At 63.0% G+C, this 19,303-nt stretch carries 15 protein-coding genes; 5 read left to right on the plus strand and 10 right to left on the minus strand.

What is annotated here, in order from left to right; genetic code table 11:
• Window position 1: 1 nt before the first annotated feature.
• The 3 genes from ACGYK9_RS15155 to ACGYK9_RS15165 all read right to left on the minus strand — a co-directional run bounded on the left by ACGYK9_RS15155 (window position 2) and on the right by ACGYK9_RS15165 (window position 3,455).
• Window positions 2–904 carry an ABC transporter permease gene (locus tag ACGYK9_RS15155; protein WP_271690227.1) on the minus strand — a complete coding sequence of 301 codons (903 nt, stop codon included), beginning with the start codon at window positions 902–904 and terminating at the stop codon, window positions 2–4.
• Window position 905: 1 nt separating this feature from the next.
• Window positions 906–1,823, minus strand: coding sequence for an ABC transporter permease (locus ACGYK9_RS15160; protein ID WP_136720362.1), 918 nt, complete (start codon window positions 1,821–1,823; stop codon window positions 906–908).
• Between the two features lie 114 nt (window positions 1,824–1,937).
• Window positions 1,938–3,455 (minus strand): ABC transporter substrate-binding protein, encoded by a 1,518-nt coding sequence (locus ACGYK9_RS15165; RefSeq protein WP_271694045.1) that lies wholly within the window; start codon window positions 3,453–3,455, stop codon window positions 1,938–1,940.
• A 164-nt stretch (window positions 3,456–3,619) separates the two neighbouring features.
• On the opposite strand from ACGYK9_RS15165, the gene ACGYK9_RS15170 reads away from it, so the two are divergent.
• Complete coding sequence (locus tag ACGYK9_RS15170) at window positions 3,620–4,402, plus strand: IclR family transcriptional regulator (RefSeq protein WP_394411584.1); 783 nt, start codon at window positions 3,620–3,622, stop codon at window positions 4,400–4,402.
• Window positions 4,403–4,439: 37 nt separating this feature from the next.
• Here the strand turns inward: ACGYK9_RS15170 and ACGYK9_RS15175 are convergent, their stop codons facing one another.
• The 6 genes from ACGYK9_RS15175 to ACGYK9_RS15200 form a co-directional block, all read right to left on the minus strand.
• The gene (locus ACGYK9_RS15175) at window positions 4,440–6,503 is read right to left on the minus strand and encodes a catalase (RefSeq protein WP_394411581.1); all 2,064 of its coding nucleotides are present in this window, start codon (window positions 6,501–6,503) and stop codon (window positions 4,440–4,442) included.
• Between the two features lie 102 nt (window positions 6,504–6,605).
• Window positions 6,606–7,652 carry a glycosyltransferase gene (locus tag ACGYK9_RS15180; RefSeq protein WP_394411578.1) on the minus strand — a complete coding sequence of 349 codons (1,047 nt, stop codon included), beginning with the start codon at window positions 7,650–7,652 and terminating at the stop codon, window positions 6,606–6,608.
• Window positions 7,649–8,212, minus strand: coding sequence for a class I SAM-dependent methyltransferase (locus ACGYK9_RS15185; protein WP_394411575.1), 564 nt, complete (start codon window positions 8,210–8,212; stop codon window positions 7,649–7,651). Before ACGYK9_RS15185 ends, ACGYK9_RS15180 begins: the two co-directional genes overlap by 4 nt.
• Window positions 8,212–8,910, minus strand: a complete 699-nt coding sequence (locus ACGYK9_RS15190; protein WP_394411572.1) for a PIG-L deacetylase family protein — start codon at window positions 8,908–8,910, stop codon at window positions 8,212–8,214. Before ACGYK9_RS15190 ends, ACGYK9_RS15185 begins: the two co-directional genes overlap by 1 nt.
• Window positions 8,907–9,995 (minus strand): acyl-CoA dehydrogenase, encoded by a 1,089-nt coding sequence (locus ACGYK9_RS15195; RefSeq protein ID WP_394411569.1) that lies wholly within the window; start codon window positions 9,993–9,995, stop codon window positions 8,907–8,909. The genes ACGYK9_RS15190 and ACGYK9_RS15195 overlap by 4 nt, the downstream gene beginning before the upstream one ends.
• A gap of 174 nt (window positions 9,996–10,169) precedes the next feature.
• Window positions 10,170–10,799 carry a glutathione S-transferase family protein gene (locus ACGYK9_RS15200; protein ID WP_394411566.1) on the minus strand — a complete coding sequence of 210 codons (630 nt, stop codon included), beginning with the start codon at window positions 10,797–10,799 and terminating at the stop codon, window positions 10,170–10,172.
• A 135-nt stretch (window positions 10,800–10,934) separates the two neighbouring features.
• On the opposite strand from ACGYK9_RS15200, the gene ACGYK9_RS15205 reads away from it, so the two are divergent.
• Both ACGYK9_RS15205 and ACGYK9_RS15210 read left to right on the plus strand, forming a co-directional pair.
• Window positions 10,935–11,438, plus strand: coding sequence for a CinA family protein (locus ACGYK9_RS15205; RefSeq protein WP_394411563.1), 504 nt, complete (start codon window positions 10,935–10,937; stop codon window positions 11,436–11,438).
• Complete coding sequence (locus tag ACGYK9_RS15210; RefSeq protein ID WP_394411560.1) at window positions 11,435–13,498, plus strand: NAD(+) synthase; 2,064 nt, start codon at window positions 11,435–11,437, stop codon at window positions 13,496–13,498. The genes ACGYK9_RS15205 and ACGYK9_RS15210 overlap by 4 nt, the downstream gene beginning before the upstream one ends.
• 6 nt (window positions 13,499–13,504) lie before the next feature.
• On the opposite strand, the gene ACGYK9_RS15215 is transcribed toward ACGYK9_RS15210, so the two are convergent.
• A complete protein-coding gene (locus ACGYK9_RS15215; protein WP_067265100.1) occupies window positions 13,505–14,725 on the minus strand; it encodes an MFS transporter in 1,221 nt (406 codons plus the stop codon).
• Window positions 14,726–15,016: 291 nt separating this feature from the next.
• Between ACGYK9_RS15215 and ACGYK9_RS15220 the strand changes: the two genes are divergently transcribed.
• Window positions 15,017–16,126 (plus strand): efflux RND transporter periplasmic adaptor subunit, encoded by a 1,110-nt coding sequence (locus ACGYK9_RS15220; RefSeq protein ID WP_394422582.1) that lies wholly within the window; start codon window positions 15,017–15,019, stop codon window positions 16,124–16,126.
• Window positions 16,123–19,242 carry an efflux RND transporter permease subunit gene (locus ACGYK9_RS15225; protein ID WP_394411553.1) on the plus strand — a complete coding sequence of 1,040 codons (3,120 nt, stop codon included), beginning with the start codon at window positions 16,123–16,125 and terminating at the stop codon, window positions 19,240–19,242. The genes ACGYK9_RS15220 and ACGYK9_RS15225 overlap by 4 nt, the downstream gene beginning before the upstream one ends.
• Window positions 19,243–19,303 lie beyond the last annotated feature (61 nt).

Here is a 19,303-nt window from a genome sequence, read left to right on the forward strand (position 1 = left end):
GTCAGCTCCGGTTTTCGGGGGCGGTGACGTCGCGCAGGCCGTCACCCATCAGGTTGATCGCCAGCACCAGCACGAAAAGAACAGCGCCGGGGATCAGGACGAGCCATGGCTCGAACAGCATCATGTTTTTACCTTCAGAGACCATCAGCCCCCAGCTTGGCGTCGGCGGCTGCACCCCGAGGCCGAGGAAGGACAGCGCCGCTTCGAGCAGGATCGCGTGGGCCATCTCAAGCGTCACGACGACGATCAGGTTGTTGGCGATGTTGGGCATGATCTCGGACAAGAGGATGCGCGGGGTGGAGGCGCCGATGACCTGCGCCGCCGCGACATATTCACGCCGCCGCACCTGCATGGTCGAGGCGCGCATGACCACCGCGAAACGGTCCCACAAAAGCAGGCCCAGTACCATGATCACCACTTGCAGAGATCCGCCAAGGATCGCCACCACAGCCAGCGCCACCAGCACCACCGGCATCGCGAGACGCACGTTGATGAGGAAAGTGACGACCGCATCGACCTTGCCGCCGAAGTAGCCCGCGGCCACGCCCATCGCGGTTCCGATCAGGCCAGAGATCAGCGCCGCCACAGCCCCGATCAGCAGCGAAATCCGCGCGCCGTAGATGAGGCGCGACAGGTAATCGCGGCCCAGATGGTCGGTGCCCAAGGGATGCTCCCATGTGCCGCCCATGAACACGGGGGGCTCCATCCGAGTCATCAGACTTTGGGCATAGGGATCATGCGGGGCAATCCAGGGCGCGAGGATCGCAATGATCGTGAGGATGATCAGAACGACCGCCCCGATCAGCAGACCTTGGTGCCCGAAGATGCGCTTGCGCAGCATCTGGCCGGGGGTCGGGCCGGTGATTTCGTCCAAAAGGCTGTCATGTGTGCTTGCCGTGGCCATGTCAGCTGCTCCTCATGCGGGGGTCGAGCCATGCGTTCAGCACGTCTGCGAGGAAGGTGAAAACAATGTAGAACATCGAGAAGATCAGGATCAGCGCCTGAACGGTGGGCAGGTCGTTGCGCGCGATGCTCTCCCACGCCAGATAGCCCGCGCCATGCAGGGCAAAGATCGATTCGACCACGATGGAGCCGCCCAGCATGAAGCCCATCTGCACGGCGGCGAGGCTGACCACGGGGATGATCGCGTTGCGCAGCGCATGGCGGAACAGCACCCGGCGCTCGTTCGCGCCCTTGGCCCGCGCGGTGCGGATGTAGTCGGAGTTCAACACGTCCAGCATACCGGCGCGCGTGAGGCGCATGATGGCGGGCATGGCGTAATAGCCCAGCACCACGGTCGGCAGGATGAAATGCCGCCATGTGTCGGTGCCCGAGGGTGGCAGCCAACCCAGTTGGATGGCAAACACCACGATCAGGATGAGGCCGAACCAGAAGCTCGGCATCGCCTGACCGGCAACCGAGATGAACAGCGCCACACGGTCGATGATCGAATTGGGGCGGATCGCGGCGACCACGCCCAAGGGCACGGCGGTCAGCAACGCGAAGGTGATCCCGCAGACCCCGAGCGTCATGGTCACGCTCAACCGATCGGCGATGAGCGAGGCGACGGGCAGGCGGAAATAGTAGCTTTCGCCGAAATCGCCCTGAAGGGCCGAGAACAGCCATTCGCCATATTGCACCAGCATGGGCCGGTCAAAACCATAGAGACGGCGCAGGGCCTCGATATCTTCGCCACTGGCGGTTTCACCGGCCAGCGCGGCGGCGGGGTCGCCCGACAGGAACAGCAGGCTAAAGCTGATAAACGACACGGTGAAGGCCACGAGAAGGGCCAGTCCCAATCGTTTGAGAATGAATTGAAGCACGGGTGCAACTACCTTGAGGCTGCGCCGCAGGCGAGGGCCTGCCGCGTGGGTCTGGGTTGGGTGCGGAAGGGGAGAAGGGCGGGGGCACCGGTCACGGCGCCCCCGCCGGTTGGTTTACTTCCAGCTGGCCGTGGTGAAGCGCAGGACTTCGTCGGCTGTGGGTGTGTATTCCACCTCATTGGTGGTCACATAGTTGGTGTTGTAGGAGAACATCGGCGCCCAATAGGCTTCCTCGGTGATGCGTTCGATCGCCTTGGAGTAGTTCTCTTTACGGACCTCGGGGTCGGTCGAGCTGTCGGCGATGTTGAGGTATTCCAGCGTTTCGTCGTCCATCGCGTAGTCGAGCGAGCCATGTTTGAAGAACTGGCTGACCATGGCGGAGGCGTCGTTGATCGAATAGCTGCCCCATGTCTGGAAGGACACGGCGGTTTCGCCCTTCATGTTCTGCTCGCGCAGGGCGGAATACTGCAACATCTTGAAGTTGGTATCGATGCCGACGGCGTTCAGATAGCTGGTGATCGCCTCGGCATATTCACGGTCGCGGTAGGCGTAGAAGTCGATGGTCAGACCGTCTTCGTAACCCGCCTCGGCCAGCAATTCCTTGGCCTTCTCGGGGTTGTATTCATACTTCACCGCCGCGTCTTCGTCGCAGCCGAACTGGCTGGGGAAGCAGGGGGTGTAGACGACTTTGGATTTGCCTTTAAGCAGCGCGTCGACCAGTTCCTGACGGTTGATCGCATAGTTCACGGCCTTCCGCACGCGCACGTCGGTGAAGGGGCTGTCCTCGGACCGGCCTGCCGCGTCCAGCGTCAGATAGCCCACACGCATGGTGGATTCGTTGGACACTTGGAACTCATCCCGCTCGGCCAGTTTCTCGGCTTGGTCCGACGGTACCTGCCAGATCAGATCAAGCGAGCCGCTGAACAGTTCGGCCATCTGCGTGTTCACATCCGGGATGGTGCGGATGTCGATGTTCTTGATGCTGGGCTTGCCCTTGGGGCTGTCGTGGTAGCCCTCATAGGCTTCCAGTTTGAAGTGCTGGCCGGGGACGACTTCGGTCACCTTGTAAGGGCCAGTGCCGACGGGTTTCAGGCCCATGCCTTCGGGGCCGGCTTCTTCGTAGTAGTCGCTGGGATACATCGAAACGGGGCCGGAGAGGAATTCGATCGCCGCCGGGAACTTCTCTTTCAGCATGATGCGCACGGTGTAGTCGTCGACCTTCTCAGCCGATTTCATCCAGTTCACGTTGCGCTGCGTTTTCACGCCATTGGCCTCATCGGCGACGTAGTTCACGGTAAAGACCACGTCATCGGCGGTGAAGTCCGACCCGTCGTGGAATTTCACGCCTTCGCGCAGTTTGAATTCGATGGTCGTGTCGTCGACCCATTCCCATTCGGTGGCGAGGTTGCCCATGTATTCGTTGGTGACCGGATCGCGGTAGATCAGACCATCCCAGACCGCGCGTTGCAGCACCACGCCTTCGCGGGACGAGTTGAAGTAGCTGTCGACGTTCTCAAGCTCTTTGGTGAAGGCGACATTCAGCGTGTCATTGGCTTTGTCCGCCCAAGCCGCGCCCGTGGCGGCGGCCAGGACAAGCCCGGTGATGGTTGATTTCAGGACCGTGGATTTCATGGTCAACTCCCCTGCTGGTTAACGAATTCGGTTCCGTATCTTTTTGACTTGCGTCTCGTATCATATAATAATACTTGGTATCGCAATACGATTAATAAACGCAATCAGATCGACATACGTCAAGCCCCGGTTTGAACAATTGGGCCAGATTTCGGGGTAGGTGATTGGAAAAGAAGCAAAATACCCTCTACGTCGGGTCGCTTGCCAAGGGGCTGCGGCTGCTCCGCACCTTCGATGAATCGCATACGGAATTGTCGTTGGTCGAGCTTGCCGCGCGCAGCGGATTGGACAAAAGCGCGGTTCAGCGGCTGGCGAATACGCTGCATATCGAGGGCATGTTGGAAAAGGATCCGGCCACACGGCGCTACCGCCCGTCTCATGCTTGGTTGGAGCTGGCCTATGCCTATTACTGGTCGGATCAATTGGTCGGACAGGCGATTCCCAAGCTGATCGACCTCAGCCAAGAGATCGGGGAGACGGTGAACCTGGCCGAGCTTTCGACCGATCATATCATCTACGTCAGCCGATTGCCCTGCCAGCGAACCTATTTCGCGGCGACGGTCATCGGACGGCGGCTGCCTGCGCTTTCGACGTCGGCGGGGCGGGCGATCATCTCGACCTTTTCGCCCGAGGACCGGGAAGACGCGATCGAGACTTGGCCGCTCAAACCCTTTACCGCGCGCACCACGATGGACCGCGCCACGATCCGCAACAGCATCGGTGAGGCCGTGCAGCAGGGCTATGCGATCTCCAGCGATCAGATGATTTTGTCCGAGATCGGGGTGGCCTGTCCGATTACCGGCCCCGATGGGCGGGCCTTTGCGGCGGTGCAATGTTCGGTCTCGGCGCATACCTGGACGCGGGAGCGGATCAGGGCCGAGATCCTGCCGCGATTGCAAGATACGGCGAACGCGATTTCACCCTCATCACAGGTGCATCGGCGCTAGGAAAGGGCCGGGACATTTCTGCCCCGGTCCCGTGTTTTTATTCCCAGTTCAGCTTTTCTTCGCGCTGCCAGAACCGAAGTTTGCGGCAGGTCTGAAGGAACGTGTCTGCATTATCGGCAGAGACCTCCATCGTCCCTTCGTCCTTCTCAATCCCGGCGGCGTTGAGCAGCGGATCGGCGGCTGTGGTCCAAGCGATGAACTTGTTATGCGCAAAGGCATCCGAAACGAAATCCTGCGCCGGTTTGTTCTTGGCGATCTTATCGGCTTTCTCATCACCGAAGACCAAGGCCACCGCGTCGAAGACCACCGACGGGCCGCCGTCGATCTTCTCATCCGCTTCGCGGGTGCTGCCGTCCGAGAGGGTCACCCCTTGGATATGCGGCGTCACGATGGCGACCATCGCGCCCTCATCGGCAAAGGCTTTTTCCAAGGCTTCCACCACCGAGGCATCCGCGCCTTCGGTCAGGAACAGACCCAACTTGCGGCCCGCGAAGCTGTTCGGCGCGTTCTTTAGAATGCTGAGCGCATCCGACGGCGGCAGATCGGTGATCGGCTCCCGCGCGGGTTTGGCGGGTTCCGGCATCTCGGTCACGCCCAAGCCTTCGGCCACCTGTTTCGCCAGATCGTCATGGACGTTCATCAGATGCGAGAGCATCCGCAGGCGAATGCGCTCTTCCTGACATTTCGACAGCTCGAAAGTGTAGGCCGCCGCGATGTGCTGCTGCTCGATCTCGGTCTGGCTGATGTAGAACTGGCGCGCTTGGCTGTAGTGATCAGCGAACGTCTCGGACCGCACGCGCTGTTTCGTGCCTTCGACTTCGGCCGGGTAGCTCTGAAAACCAATCTCGGGGTTCTCGCGCGGGCCGCCATCCTCGCCCCAGCTGTTGGGCTCGTAGTTCACGCGGCCCTTGGGATTGTGCATCGCCATATGGCCGTCCTGCTGGAAGTGGTGGAACGGGCATTTCGGCGCGTTGATCGGGATATGGGTGAAGTTCGGCCCGCCGAGACGCTTAAGCTGCGTGTCAAGGTAGGAGAAGTTCCGGCCCTGTAGCAGCGGGTCATTCGTGTGGTCGATCCCGCGCACGATGTTCTGGGTGCAAAAGGCCACCTGCTCGGTCTCGGCAAAGAAGTTGTCGACATTGGCGTCCAGCGTCAGCGTGCCGATAATGCGCACCGGTACCTGCTCTTCGGGGATGATCTTGGTGGCGTCGAGGATGTCGAACTCGAAATTATCGGCGAATTCGTCGTCGAAGACCTGAATGCCCAGATCCCACTGCGGGAAGTCGCCCGCGTCGATGGCATCCCACATGTCGCGGCGGTGGAAATCCGGGTCCGCGCCGTTGATCTTGAGCGCTTCGTTCCAGACCACCGATTGCAGACCCTGTTTGGGCTTCCAGTGGAACTTGACGTAATGGGATTTTCCCTCGGCATTCACCAACCGGAAGGTATGCACGCCGAAGCCTTCCATAAAGCGGAAGGAGCGCGGGATTGCACGGTCGGACATCTGCCACAGCGTCATATGGATCGCCTCGGGCGAGAGCGAGACGAAATCCCAGAAGTTGTCATGCGCCGACTGTGCCTGCGGGAAGCCACGGTCAGGGGCGGGTTTGACGGAGTGGATGAGATCGGGGAACTTGATCGCGTCTTGGATAAAGAACACGGGGATGTTGTTGCCGACGAGGTCCCAGTTGCCCTCTTGCGTGTAGAACTTCGTTGCGAAACCGCGCACGTCGCGGGCCAGATCGAAAGAGCCCTTGTTGCCTGCCACGGTGGAGAAACGGGTAAAGGTCGGGGTCTTTTCGCCGACGCGCTGAAAGATATCGGCGCAGGACAGTTCGGGGATCGCTTCCTTTAGCTCGAAATGCCCATGCACGCCGTAGCCGCGGGCGTGAACGACACGCTCAGGAATGCGCTCGTGGTCGAAGTGGAACATCTTCTCGCGGAATACATGGTCTTCCATCAAGACCGGGCCGCGCGGACCTGCTTTGAGTGAGTTCTGATCATCCGCGATCGGGCCGCCCTGCGCGGTCGTCATCGTCTTTTCGCGGTCCGTGGTTTGCTGGCGGGGTTCGCCGCCTTTGCCAAGTTCTTTGTCTGTCATGATCTTTCTCCACAGCGCCCCCGGAATATAATCGGGAGGATTTGTTGCTAATATGTGGCGGGCCGAAAGTGCCGCTCCAGAGCCGGCGGTGATTGCCCGACCCTATGGGAGTTCAACCACCCCCGCGGCGAGGGGTTCCGATGCTTTTGCCCGGCGGGCAGGAAAGTTCTCGCGCGGGTGGAGATCTGCGGCCTCCAATGCGAGGGGGGCGGCTGTCTCACAGGCCGCGGACCTGTCCAAAAAGCCCAGCAGAAGCGCGATATGCGCGGGCAGTTCATCGACCGGAATGCGTTCAGCCTCTGGCACCTGCACCGGCCAGCAGCCCAAATCCCCCCGGCGCAGTTTCTCCAGCAAGCAGCCCGCATCCGGCAAACAGTCATCGGCCAGATAGCCCGCCCCGCTCAGCCGAGTGCGCAGCGTATCGGCCATGCCGCCTGCCGCCCGCCCGACAAGCCTGCAAGAGGCTTCGACCCAGACATCATCCGCGTGATGCACCCGGCGGCCCGCGGCCCGCAGGGCGCGGATGATCGCGCGGTCCTCGCCGCAGGGGATCGGGGCGAAACCGCCGACGGCCTCATAGGCATCGCGGGTGAAGCCAAGGCTGGCCCCCGGCGCTTCGCCGTGGCTGCCTTGCAAATCGGCGCAGTTCGGGGCGTGCCGCGCGTAGAGCGTGAGCACCAAGCGGCGGTAGGCCATTTCATGGGCCTCAAACATGGGGTCTTGCTGCGCCAAACAGGCGGCCTCTTCGGGGTTCAGGGTGACCCTGCCGCAGAGGGCATCAAAGCGTTGGAGGTGGTGAATGCTGCGCGCGACCCAATCGGGGCTGACGCGGCAATCCGCATCGGTGGTCAGGATCTGGCGCAGATGGGGCATCTGTTCCAAGGCCACTGCGCAGCCCTGCCGCCGCGCCGCGCCGACCCCCATGCCGGGGGGGAAAGTGAGGTCGAGCACGGTGAGGTCGATGCCAAGCCGGCCGGCCGCTGCCTTGGCGATCTTGGCGGTGTCGTCATCGGTGTTGTTCACTACAAGGATCACGCGAACACGGTCGTTACACTGGGGGGCGAGGGCGGTGAGGCAATCGCCGATCCGCTCCGCTTCGTTCCGGGCGGGGATGATGATCGCGGTGTCTTTCCAGCGCTCGAAACTCATCTGTCAGCCTCCGGAAAGGCGCGGTCGATGCGGTAGTTCTCGGTCTTGCTGACGCAGGTGAAGGCATGGGTGTCGAGCGCCTTGGCAAAACCGTTCAGCGCCTCTTCCCCTTGCAACGGATTGCCGGTGTCACCGCGCCAAGTCACGCAGATGATCTCGGCCTGCGGCCAGCGGGTCGCGATGTCGGTCGCCAGCTGGGCCAACCCTGCATGATCCAGAAAATAGAGCACTTCGGAGAGGATCAGCAGATCGAAGTCCCCCTCGGGCAGGGGGCCGGGATAGAACCCTTGGACGAAGCGCCCCTCTGGCACCGTTTTGCGCGCGGCGGTCAGGGCGCTGGCCACGGCGTCCATCCCGGTATAGCGCGCGCAGATGTCGATCAGGTGGCGTGCCAGTTGACCATTGCCGCAACCGAGTTCAAAGGCCGATCGGTAGCCATCTTGCGAAAGCGCCGCCCGCGTCGCCGCGAATTTGGCCTGCTCATAGGCGCTATGTTCGAACCCCCAAGGATCGCTCGTCTCGGCATAGAGACCTTGGAGATGATCCAACCCCACACGCATCACGGCATCCTCCAAAAGATCTCGTCTTGCTGCGCGAAGAGGTCGATCATCGCCTCGGGCAGAACGAACCCCTCGGGATCATCTTGCACGACTTGGCCAAGCTGGCTGCGATGCGCGCGGATCGCGGCGCTCTTGGCGTCGCGGTAGGCGGCGGTGTCGAGGGTGAGGGGGGCGTAGACTGCTGTGTTCTCGGCAAAGTTCGGATCATCGAAACGGCTCCACACCGGATAGCTATGAAAATGCAGATCGGGGCGCTGCGCGCGCAGGCCGTCGGCCAGTGACGCGGTGGTTTGGTGGTCGCAATGTTTGTCTTCGCGGGCGGGGACGAAGACGTGGCGTGCCGTTTGCGCGTCGATCACTTGCCTCAACTCAGTCAGGATGGCGTCGGTAGGCACCTCGTGCAAGCGGCTGTCGGGATGGCCGAGCCATGTCAAATCCGCCGCGCCGCCACCAAGGAGATCGAGCGCCTTTGCCAGTTCCGCGCGTCGCCTTTCGGCCAATCGGGCCGGGGGCCATGCGCGGGAGCCGGGGTGGCTGGCGCCGCCATCGGTCAGGCAAATGACATGCGCCCCGGGCCCTGCGAAAGCGCGGGCCACAAGCCCGCCGCAGCCGAGTGTTTCGTCGTCCGGATGCGGCGCCAGAATCACGATCTTTTCGCGGCCCGACAGAGCCTCGGCGAGGGGGGCGTTGTGGCTCATCCGAAGACACCCCAAACCGTCTGGTCGCTTGAAAGCGCATGGCGGGCGGCGCGTTGCAGGAAGGCGTCGCGCGCGGCTTGGCGCAGATAGACCGAGAGATCGCGCGCCATGCGACCCGTCTCGGAAGTTCCGGTGAAATGGCGCAACCCAAGGCTCTGTTCCACTGCTTTGATCGCGTCGAGGGCGACTTCCTCGGTATATATCCGCGCGGCGATCGAGGTGCTGACGAGCGTCTCCTCCGCGTGGTCATCCACGTTGGCGAGAGCGGCGCGTTCGACCAATGCCATTCCGGCCCAGACCCGCATCAGCACCTGCATCAGGCGGCTCAATTGGGCCTCGGCCTCAAGCCGTTCCATGTCCCGCAAGGCAGTGGCTGCCGCATCGATCAACCCCGCCGCCGCGCCCGCCTGAAGCGCCGCGATCCGCCAGACGCCGCCGACGAAATGCGGCTCTTTCAGGTAGTCGCCGGGGGCGCCGATAAGCGCGTCATCCCCAAGAGGTAGGTCGGAAAAATCATAGGTCCCCGAGGCCGTCGCCCGCATCCCCAGCATGTCCCATTGGGAGGCATCACCGCGCGCGGGGTCGGTCACGTCGATCAGCGCAAGCTGCACCTCGGGGCCGGAATTGAGCGAGACGAGCGCATGGGTTACGGTGCCGAGACCAGAGGCAAAAATCTTCTCACCCTTCAAAACACCCTTTTCGAAACGCGCCGGATTGCTGCCATCGGCCCCCCAAACGCCCAGAAGCCCGCCCTGCCGGATCACCTGTTTCGCCCGCTCTGTCTGCGTCGCGCTGCCGTATAGGCGGATCAGGCGCAGCGCGTTGACGTGGCCCTCCCATAAGCGGCCGACGCTGAGGTTGGCGGCACCGATCTGCATCAGCGCATGGGCGGTGCGCAAAGGCGCCGTGGCGCCATCTTCCTGCATCAGCCCTGCGTCGCGCAGAATGTCGATAGAGCCGCTGATCGGGGCGGCGCCCGCCTCCTCGTCCTGCGCTGCGTGGCGCAGGGCCTTTCGGGCAGATTGCGAAAGGATATCCCTTTGCGACTGGGGCGGAAAAGGGTCGAAAGGCGGCGCACTGTTCATGGCAGTGCCCGACAGCCGAGCAAGGATACACCTTTGAGATCAAGTGTCACGATACTGCCCCCCCATTCGTGAAACGGGCAGCCTGCGCGCGTGGCAGCACTGCCTTCGGGAGTGCAACCGTTCAACTTGTCTCTTGGTTCCCGCCTACGTTGCAGCCGCGGCGGGGGGCGGATGTCAGCCCTTGGGAATCTCGCCCATCACCTTGGGCACGTGGTAGCCCCTCTGCACCGCGTCCCGTGCGCGCAGGCGCTGATACCACGCACGCACATTGGGATAATCGGCAAGGTCGATCTGTTGCCATTCATAGCGCGACACCCAAGGCCAGCAGGCCATATCCGCGATGGAATATTCGCCGCAGATGTGGTCCCGCCCCTCAAGCTGTTTGTCGAGCACGCCGTAAAGCCGTTTGACCTCGGCCCCGAAACGCTCCTCGGCATAGGCGGCCTTGCCGGGGTTGAAATGCAGGAAGTGATGCGCCTGCCCAGCCATCGGGCCAAAGCCACCCATCTGCCACATCAGCCATTGCATCACCTCGGCCCGCGCGGCCTGCCCCTCGGGCAGGAAGCGGCCATGTTTCTCGGCAAGGTAGACCATGATCGCGCCGGATTCCATCAGGCTTACCCCAGTGTCATGGTCCACGATGGCGGGGATTTTGTTGTTGGGGCTGATCTTGAGAAACTCGGGCGCGTGCTGCTCATCCTTGCCGATGTTGATGGCATGTACGTTGTAATCAATGCCCAATTCTTCGAGCAGGATCGAGACCTTGCGGCCGTTCGGGGTGGTCCATGTGTAAAGGTCAATCATCGCTTCGGTCCCATATGCAGAGGTGCGTTTCGGTTTCTTGCAATGTTAAGCAGGCGGTTTGCGGCGGGTCAACGCAAGGAACCACAGCGGCCTGCGGGGGTTTTGCTTAACAAGGCACCAATTTGCGGAGCGAACATGCAGAACAGTGACCCCCTCTCGCAGCCCGACATCGCAGATCGCGCGAAATCCGTTTTGGAAGTGCTTTGCGACCGCGACATTCACATCGCGACGGCGGAAAGTTGCACCGGCGGGCTGGTCGCCGCGTTGCTGACGGATATCGAAGGGTGCTCCCACGCGTTTGAGCGGGGTTTCGTCACCTATACGGATCAATCCAAGCATGAGCTGTTGGGCGTCGACCGGGCGCTTTTGGACCGCTGCGGTGCGGTTTCGTGCCCGGTGGCGATTGCCATGGCCGAAGGCGCGCAGCACCGTTCCGGCGCGCAGATCGCCGTCTCGACCACCGGGTTCGCCGGGCCGGGCAGCGCCGAGGATGAAGAGGGACTTGTGCATTTTGCGCTTGCACGCGAGGGGTGTAACACGGTTCATCGGGCCGAGTCCTTTGGTGCCATTGGCCGGGATGCGATCCGGCAGCGATGCCTTGAAACGATTTTGGATATGTTGGAGGAGAGCCTGACGTGAGCAAGAGCCAAGCCGCCGCCTTTACCGCCTACCACCGTCATGGCTTTGTCCGGGTGGCGACCTGCACGCCGCATGTGCGGCCCGCTGATGTGGCCTTCAACCGCGACAGCCTGCTGGACGAAATGCGTCGGGCCGATGCGGCGCGGGTGGATTTGCTGGTTTGCCCCGAACTGTCACTCTCGTCCTACGCCATCGACGATCTGCACATGCAGGATGCGCTGCTGACGGCGGTGGAAGAGGCGCTCGGCGATCTGATCGAGGCCAGCGCCCAGATGACCCCCGTGATCCTGCTCGGCGCGCCGCTGCGCCGTGAAGGGCGGCTTTACAACTGCGCCATCGCCATTTCACGCGGGCAGGTGCTTGGCGTCGTGCCGAAATCCTACCTGCCGAACTACCGTGAGTTTTATGAGAAACGCTGGTTCGCCCATGGGCGGGACACCGGGGGGGAGATCACTGTCGCGGGCCGCCGTGTGCCCTTCGGCGATGACCTGATTTTCGAAGCGACGGATCTGCCCGGTCTGATCTTCCACGCCGAGATCTGCGAAGACCTTTGGACGCCTGCGCCGCCCTCGGCGGATGCCGCGCTTGGGGGCGCCTTGATCCTAGCCAATCTGTCAGCGTCCAACATCGTGATCGGCAAATCCTCTGACCGTCACCTGCTGTGCCGGTCACAATCCATGCGCGCCTTCGCGGCCTATGTGTACTCCGCCGCGGGGCCGGGGGAGAGCACGACCGATCTGGCGTGGGACGGGCAGGGGATGATCCATGAGTTGGGCGATCTTCTAGCCGAATCCACCCGTTTCCCGCTGGAGCCGGAACTGACCATCGCCGATGTAGATTGCGGGCGTATCCAGTCCGAGCGGATGCGGACGGGCAGTTTCCATGATGCCGCGCGGCACCGCGCGCCGGAATTCCGCCGGGTGACCTTTGCCCATCAGCCGCATCACGAAAACGCCGGTCTGATCCGCCCCGTGCGCCGTTTCCCCTATGTGCCGAACCGCGAAAGCCATCTCGACCAAGACTGCTACGAGGCGTTCAACATTCAGGTCGAAGGGCTGCGCCGCCGCTTTGAGGCGACAAAGGGCAAGACCATGGTCATCGGCATTTCCGGCGGGCTGGATTCGACCCATGCGCTGATCGTGGCGGCGAAAGCCTGTGACCGTATGGGCATCCCGCGCGACCGGATCCTCGGCTTTACCATGCCGGGCTTCGCCACCTCCGAGGGCACCAAATCCAACGCGTGGAAATTGATGCAGGCCATGGGCATCACCGCGGATGAGATCGACATTCGCCCCGCCGCGCGCCAGATGCTTGAGGATATGGATCACCCCTTCTCAGACGGGGAGCCGGTCTATGACATCACCTTTGAAAACGTCCAAGCCGGGCTGCGCACCGATTATCTCTTCCGGCTCGCCAACCAGCGGCAGGGCTTTGTCATCGGCACCGGCGATCTGAGCGAATTGGCACTTGGCTGGTGCACCTATGGCGTTGGCGACCAGATGAGCCACTATGCCGTGAACACCGGCGTTCCGAAAACGCTGATCCAATATCTCATCCGTTGGGCCACCCGTTCGGGCCAGTTCGACGCTGAGACGGACAAGGTTCTGCAAGCCATTCTCGACACCGAAATCTCGCCCGAACTGGTGCCTGCGGGCGAAGATGAAGAGATTCAAAGCACCGAGTCGATGATCGGCCCCTATGAGTTGAACGACTTCTTCCTCTTCCACACCATGCGCTACGGGCTCGCCCCGTCAAAAGTGGCCTTTCTGGCCTGGCACGCTTGGCATGATGTCGAGGCGGGGCGCTGGCCCGAGGGCTTTCCGCAGGGCAAACGCAACGCCTATGATCTGGAGACCATCCGCCACTGGCTCGAAAAATTCCTGCATCGCTTCTTTGCCACCAGCCAGTTCAAACGCTCGGCTCTGCCGAATGGGCCTAAGGTCAGCGCCGGGGGGGCATTGTCGCCGCGCGGGGACTGGCGCGCGCCGTCGGATTCTGTCGCCACTCCGTGGCTGGAAGAGCTGCGCAGCAACGTGCCGGAGAGCTGGCCCCTGAGCTAAGCCGCGCTATTCCTCGCGGCTCAGCTCGCCTTCGACAAAGTTGGGGGTCAGCGGCGGTGCCGCGTGTCGCTCTTGGGTTTCGGGATCGCTGCGCAGGGTCATGCGCAGCAGCCCCCATGCCACGATGGTCAACTGAAAACCGCCAAGCGCCAGCGGCAGGCCGCGCGGACCCAGCGTATCCAGCAGCACGCCCGCCAGCAGCGGTCCGATTGCGGCGCCAATCCCCTGCATCAGCACCAACCCGCCCGAGACGGCCACCACCGCCGAGCCGGGGGCGCGGTCGTTGACATGGGCGATGACGATGGATTGCGCAGGCAGAACCAGCCCGCCAATGGCAAAGCCCAGCACCAGCAACATCGACCCCGAAGGGGCGGGGATCGGCAGGGTCAGCATCATCAAAGCACCGCCCGCCGCAGCCAGTCCGACGCCCAAGCCCCGGCGGCTCATCCGGTCGGAAACCCAGCCCAACGGGAATTGCAGCATCAACCCCCCGATGGTGAAGGCCGCGATCAGCAGGGCGATGCGCGATTGGGTATAGCCCATCTCTTGCGCGAAGAGCGGTGCCAGCCCGTAGAACGTCCCGATAGAGGCCCCGACCAGCCCCGCGCTGACCGCCCCGTAGGGCGACAGCCCCCACAGTCGGCGCAGCGATGGCGGCTCCTGCGCGCCTTCCGAGCGCGGCCCCTCTACACGGCTAAGCGAGATCGGCACCAGCGACAGCGACATCACGATGGAGACAAGCACGAAGAGGATGAACTCAGCCGGATCCCCGAGGTTCAGCAGGAACTGCCCCGCCGCGCCTGAGGCCATGCCGACCATGCCGTAGACCGCGAGCAATTTGCCCCGCTGCGCAGAACTGACAGAGGCGTTGAGCCAGCTTTCCGTCACGATGATCAACCCGGCAAAGGCAAAGCCGGTGAGGCAGCGCACGGCAATCCAGACCCAAGGGTCGATGAAAGCCAAATGCATCAGCGCCGCCGCAGAGGCGACAGAGGCGAGTGCGGCAAAGGTGCGGATATGGCCCACCCCGCTGATCAGCCGCGGTGCCACGAAGGAGCCCACGCTCAGCCCCGCGAAAAAGCCCGACATGATAAGGCCGGTGGTCGCCCCGCCAAACCCTTCAAGCCCCGCGCGCACGGCCAAAAGCGTGCCCTGCAACCCGTTGCTCATCTGCAAAAGCGAAAAGCCCAGTAGCAGTGTCGCCAGTGGTAGAACCGTCGCGCGCATGATGTCCCCTTGGTCTTTGATCCGGCTTGGGCCAGAATATGTGCGGCGGAAACGGAATTTCTAGTAATCAACCCCATTGCCCTTCCACCGGGCAGGCTTCCGCGCCATAGTGCTAGCAGCCAGCGGCCCCTTCGGGGAATGCCCAGCCATTGATCAAGCAGAATTGAGGTGCCTTTTTGGGGCCGATGCTCAATTATGCGCCTCGTAACATATTTTGAAAGCGCATCCCCCGTGAAAGCCCTGCGCCAATTTTTCGTATTTCTGCTGGTTCTCGTTGCGGGTCTTTACGCGATGTTAACCTATGTCCCCGCCTCCCGCCCCTATGTGGCGGAGACCGGTCTGCTCGATCTTCTGGGGATCGAGGAGGTCGCGGAGGCGCCACAGGCCTCTGGCCGGGGCTGGGGCGGCGGCGGGCCGTCGCTGGTCGTCACCGCCGGGGTCAGCGAAGAGACTTTGGCCGACCGGATCACCGCCATTGGCGACGGGCGCGCGCGCCGCTCCGTCACATTGCGCTCTAACGCCGTAGGGGTCATCACCGACCTGAACCTGCCCGCCGGGCAGTTGATCGAGGCGGGCACAGTTGTGGCCCTGTTGGAGAATGAGGCCGAGCAGATCGCCCTGAAACAGGCCGAACTTCAGCTTGAAAACGCCCGGACTGAGCAAGACCGGGTGGAGCGGCTGCAAAACACCGGGGCGGTCAGCGAAGTGCGTCTGCGCGAGACGGAACTGGCCCTGCAAAGCGCCGAGCTTGCGCTCAGCCAAGCGCAGTTCGATCTGTCGCAACGCCGCATCCTCGCGCCAATCTCAGGCTGGGTGGGGATCACCGATATCGAAGAAGGCGACCGCGTCAATGCGCAGGATCAACTCGCCACCATCACCGACCGCAGCGAGATCCTGATCGATTTCCGCGTGCCTGAACGGGTGGTAAGCAAACTCTCCTTGGGCAAGGAAATTACTGTCACCCCGCTTGGCATGCGCGATTTGACCCTGACGGGCGAAGTCAGCGCCATCGACAGCGTGATCGACCGTGCCAGCCGCACGCTTCTGGTGCAGGGCCGCGTGCCGAACGAAGGCGACCAGCTGCGCGCGGGCATGGCCTTTTCGGTCAGCCTGACCTTTGTGGGCGATCCGTTTCTGGCGATCCCGCCGCTGGCGGTGCAGTGGTCCTCGGACGGGCCGTTTGTCTGGACGGTACGGGAGGGCAAGGCGCATCAGGTCGCGGTCGAGATCGCGCAGCGCAACAGCAATTCGGTGCTCGTCCTGTCGGATGATCTGACCGCCGATGATGTGGTGGTGACCGAAGGCGTGCAAACCCTGCGCGAAGGCGGCGAGGTGCGTGAGGTCAACCGCGCGGGCAGCGTGCAGTCAGATGCCGCCCCGGCTGAGAAGACAACCCTATGAGCGCCGCCCCGACCGAAGACGCCACGCCGCTCGCGAGCACCGCCTCGGGCACCGCGCTTTTCGTGCGCCGCCCGATCCTTGCTTTCGTGCTGAACGCGCTGATCGTGCTGGCGGGCATCGCCGCGCTTTTCGGTGCGGAGGTCCGCGAACTGCCTAATGTCGACCGGCCCGTGGTCACGGTCACCACGACCTTCTCGGGCGCCTCCCCGGAATCCGTCGATCAGGAGCTCACGGGGCGGATCGAAGGGGCCGTGGGCCGGGTTTCTGGCGTGCGGGCGATCTCATCGAACTCCCGCTTCGGGCGCAGCCGGGTCACCTTGGAGTTCAACGACAGCACCGATATCGACGTGGCCGCGACCGATGTGCGCGATGCGGTGGCGCGGATCGTGAACCAATTGCCCGAAGGGGCCGACCAGCCGCAGATCGTCAAGGCCGATGCCAATGCCCAGCCGGTGATGCGCATCGCCGTGACCTCAATGGGCCGCTCGCCGGAGGAGCTCACCAAACTGGTGCAGGACCGGGTCGAAGACCGGCTGATCTCGGTCAACGGGGTGGCGGATTTACAGGTCTACGGCGACCGTGAGCCGTTTTTCCGCGTCGATATCGATCAGTTGGAACTGGCCAGCCGGGGCCTCACCCTAGGCGATATCCAGCGCGCCCTGGCCGATGTGGCCTATGACGCGCCCGCGGGCGATCTGGCGGGCGACCGTCAGTCGATCAACGTGCGCACCACGGCCAGCGTCGTTACCACACAGGCGTTCGAGGCGATGGAGATCAAGCAGAACGTCCGGCTCGGCGATGTCGCCAGCGTCACGCTCGGCCCCGCCGAAGGGGAGACGATACTGCGCGCCAATGGGCAATTGGGTCTCGGCATTGGCATCATCCGGCAAGCCACGTCGAACACGCTTGAGATCTCGCGCGATGTGCGCGCCGTGGTGGGGGAATTGAACGAGACCCTGCCCGAGGACGTGCGCATTTTCGTGACCTCGGACGATGCGACCTTTATTTCAGGCTCGATCCGCGAGGTGCTCTCGACGCTGGCCTTTGCCGTGGGCATCGTAGTGGCGGTGATCTTCGTTTTCCTACGGGATTTCCGGGCCACGCTGATCCCGGCGCTGACCCTGCCCGTGGCGCTGATCGGCACTTTGGCGGCGATCTATCTGGTGGGCTTTTCGATCAATATCCTGACCCTTCTGGCGCTGGTTCTGGCCACCGGGATGGTCGTGGATGACGCGATTGTGGTGCTGGAGAATATCGTGCGCCAACGGGCAGCGGGCATGGGGCCACGCGCCGCGGCGGTGCTGGGCACCTCGCAGGTCTTCTTTGCGGTCGTCACCACCACGGCCACGCTGGCGGCGGTTTTTATCCCGCTGTCGTTCCTGCCCGGACAGGCGGGCGGGCTGTTTCGGGAATTTGGCTTTACCCTCGCCATCGCGGTGATGCTGTCCTCGGTCGTGGCGCTCAGCCTTTGCCCGGTCTTGGCGAGCCGCTTGTTGACCAAACCCGCGGCAGAGAACCCGCGCGGCCCTGTCGTGTGGCTTGGCAACCTGCTGTACCGCGCCTATGCGGCGACGCTTAGATGGGCGCTGGCGATGCCCTATGTCGTGGTGCTGATCGCGGCCTTCGTCGCGCTGACGGCGGTGCTGGTCTCGGGCGAGATCCGGCAAGAGCTGACCCCGCGCGAAGATCGCGCCGTAGCGCTGCTCAGCGTCTCGGCCCCGCAGGGCGTCTCGCTCGAATATACCCAAAGCAAGATGCGTGAGATCGAAGACCTGATCACCCCGCTGCAAGACGCCGGAGAGGTGACGAATATCTTCTCCATTACCGGGTTTGGCGCGGACAATCGGGGTTTCATGGTGTTCACGCTCGCCGGATGGGAAGACCGCGCGCGCAGCCAAGATGAGATTGTGGGCGAGATCAACGGCAAGCTGCGCGGCATCGTGGGCGTGCGGGCCTTCGCGATCCAGCCGAACTCCCTCGGGATTCGCGGCGCAGGGCGCGGCCTGTCATTCGCCATCACCGGCAACAATTACGAGCAATTGTCACAAGTCGCGCAGGCGATGGTCGACCGGCTGAGCACGAACCCCGCGATGGGGCAGGTGCGGCTGGAGTATGAACGCACGCAGCCGCAGCTTTTCGTGCAGATCGACCGGACGCTGGCCGCTGACCTCGGCGTCGATATCACCGGGCTGGGGCAGGCTTTGCAGGCCATGCTCGACGGGCGCGAGGTGGCATCGGTCTTTATCGACGACACCAGCTATGGCGTGCAGATGCTGTCGACCTCGGACCCGGTGAACGACCCGCGCGACCTTGAGAACGTCTTTGTCCAATCGGGCAACGGGCAGATGATTTCGCTGGCCAGTTTCGTGACCCTTGAAGAGCGCGCCGTCGCGCCCGAGTTGGACCGGGAAGGGCAGAACCGCTCGGTCGAGATTTCCGCTGGGCTGACGCCGGGCCTGTCACTGGGCGATGCGCTGGAACAGGTGCGCGCGGTCGGACAAGAGGTGTTGGACGATGAAAACCTGATCGTGCCGCTGGCCGAGGCCGCCGCGTTGGATCAAACCAGTTCGGGGCTTTTCGTGACCTTCGGCTTTGCGATCCTCGTGGTTTTCCTAGTCCTCGCAGCGCAGTTCGAAAGCTTCATCTCTGCCATCGTGGTGATGGCCACGGTGCCTCTGGGCCTTGCCTGCGCGATCTTCGCGCTGCTGATGACGGGGCAGAGCCTGAACGTTTACAGCCAAATCGGGCTGGTCATGTTGATCGGGATCATGGCCAAGAACGGGATTTTGATCGTCGAGTTCGCCAACCAATTGCGCGATCAGGGGGCGGATATCCACGAGGCGATCTTTGGCGCTTCCACCATCCGCCTGCGTCCGGTGATGATGACGATGACCTCTACCGTCTTGGGCGGCGTGCCGTTGATCCTCTCGGCGGGTGCGGGGGCCGAGGCGCGCGAGGCGCTTGGCTGGGTGATCGTCGGGGGGCTGGGCATGGCCACGCTCTCTACCCTCTATCTCACCCCCGTCGCCTATTTCCTGCTGGCGCGGTTCACCACGCCCAAAGCCGCCGAAGAAGCCCGGCTTCAGGCCGAGCTGTCTGAGGCGCAACCGGTCTGAGCCTGCCCGATATTTACGCATCGATGCAACTTCGCGCTACAATGGGCGTTTAGTCATGTAG

Origin of the sequence: Sulfitobacter sp. 1A15258 (genome assembly GCF_043557045.1) — a bacterium.
Taxonomy (GTDB): Bacteria; Pseudomonadota; Alphaproteobacteria; order Rhodobacterales; family Rhodobacteraceae; genus Sulfitobacter; species Sulfitobacter faviae.

Coding starts and splice junctions, on each gene's coding strand:
- ACGYK9_RS15155 (WP_271690227.1), bottom strand. CDS start 904: ATGGCCACGGCAAGCACACATGACAGCCTTTTGGACGAAATCACCGGC.
- ACGYK9_RS15165 (WP_271694045.1), bottom strand. CDS start 3,455: ATGAAATCCACGGTCCTGAAATCAACCATCACCGGGCTTGTCCTGGCC.
- ACGYK9_RS15175 (WP_394411581.1), bottom strand. CDS start 6,503: ATGACAGACAAAGAACTTGGCAAAGGCGGCGAACCCCGCCAGCAAACC.
- ACGYK9_RS15180 (WP_394411578.1), bottom strand. CDS start 7,652: ATGAGTTTCGAGCGCTGGAAAGACACCGCGATCATCATCCCCGCCCGG.
- ACGYK9_RS15185 (WP_394411575.1), bottom strand. CDS start 8,212: ATGCGTGTGGGGTTGGATCATCTCCAAGGTCTCTATGCCGAGACGAGC.
- ACGYK9_RS15190 (WP_394411572.1), bottom strand. CDS start 8,910: ATGAGCCACAACGCCCCCCTCGCCGAGGCTCTGTCGGGCCGCGAAAAG.
- ACGYK9_RS15195 (WP_394411569.1), bottom strand. CDS start 9,995: ATGAACAGTGCGCCGCCTTTCGACCCTTTTCCGCCCCAGTCGCAAAGG.
- ACGYK9_RS15200 (WP_394411566.1), bottom strand. CDS start 10,799: ATGATTGACCTTTACACATGGACCACCCCGAACGGCCGCAAGGTCTCG.
- ACGYK9_RS15205 (WP_394411563.1), top strand. CDS start 10,935: ATGCAGAACAGTGACCCCCTCTCGCAGCCCGACATCGCAGATCGCGCG.
- ACGYK9_RS15215 (WP_067265100.1), bottom strand. CDS start 14,725: ATGCGCGCGACGGTTCTACCACTGGCGACACTGCTACTGGGCTTTTCG.
- ACGYK9_RS15220 (WP_394422582.1), top strand. CDS start 15,017: ATGTTAACCTATGTCCCCGCCTCCCGCCCCTATGTGGCGGAGACCGGT.
- ACGYK9_RS15225 (WP_394411553.1), top strand. CDS start 16,123: ATGAGCGCCGCCCCGACCGAAGACGCCACGCCGCTCGCGAGCACCGCC.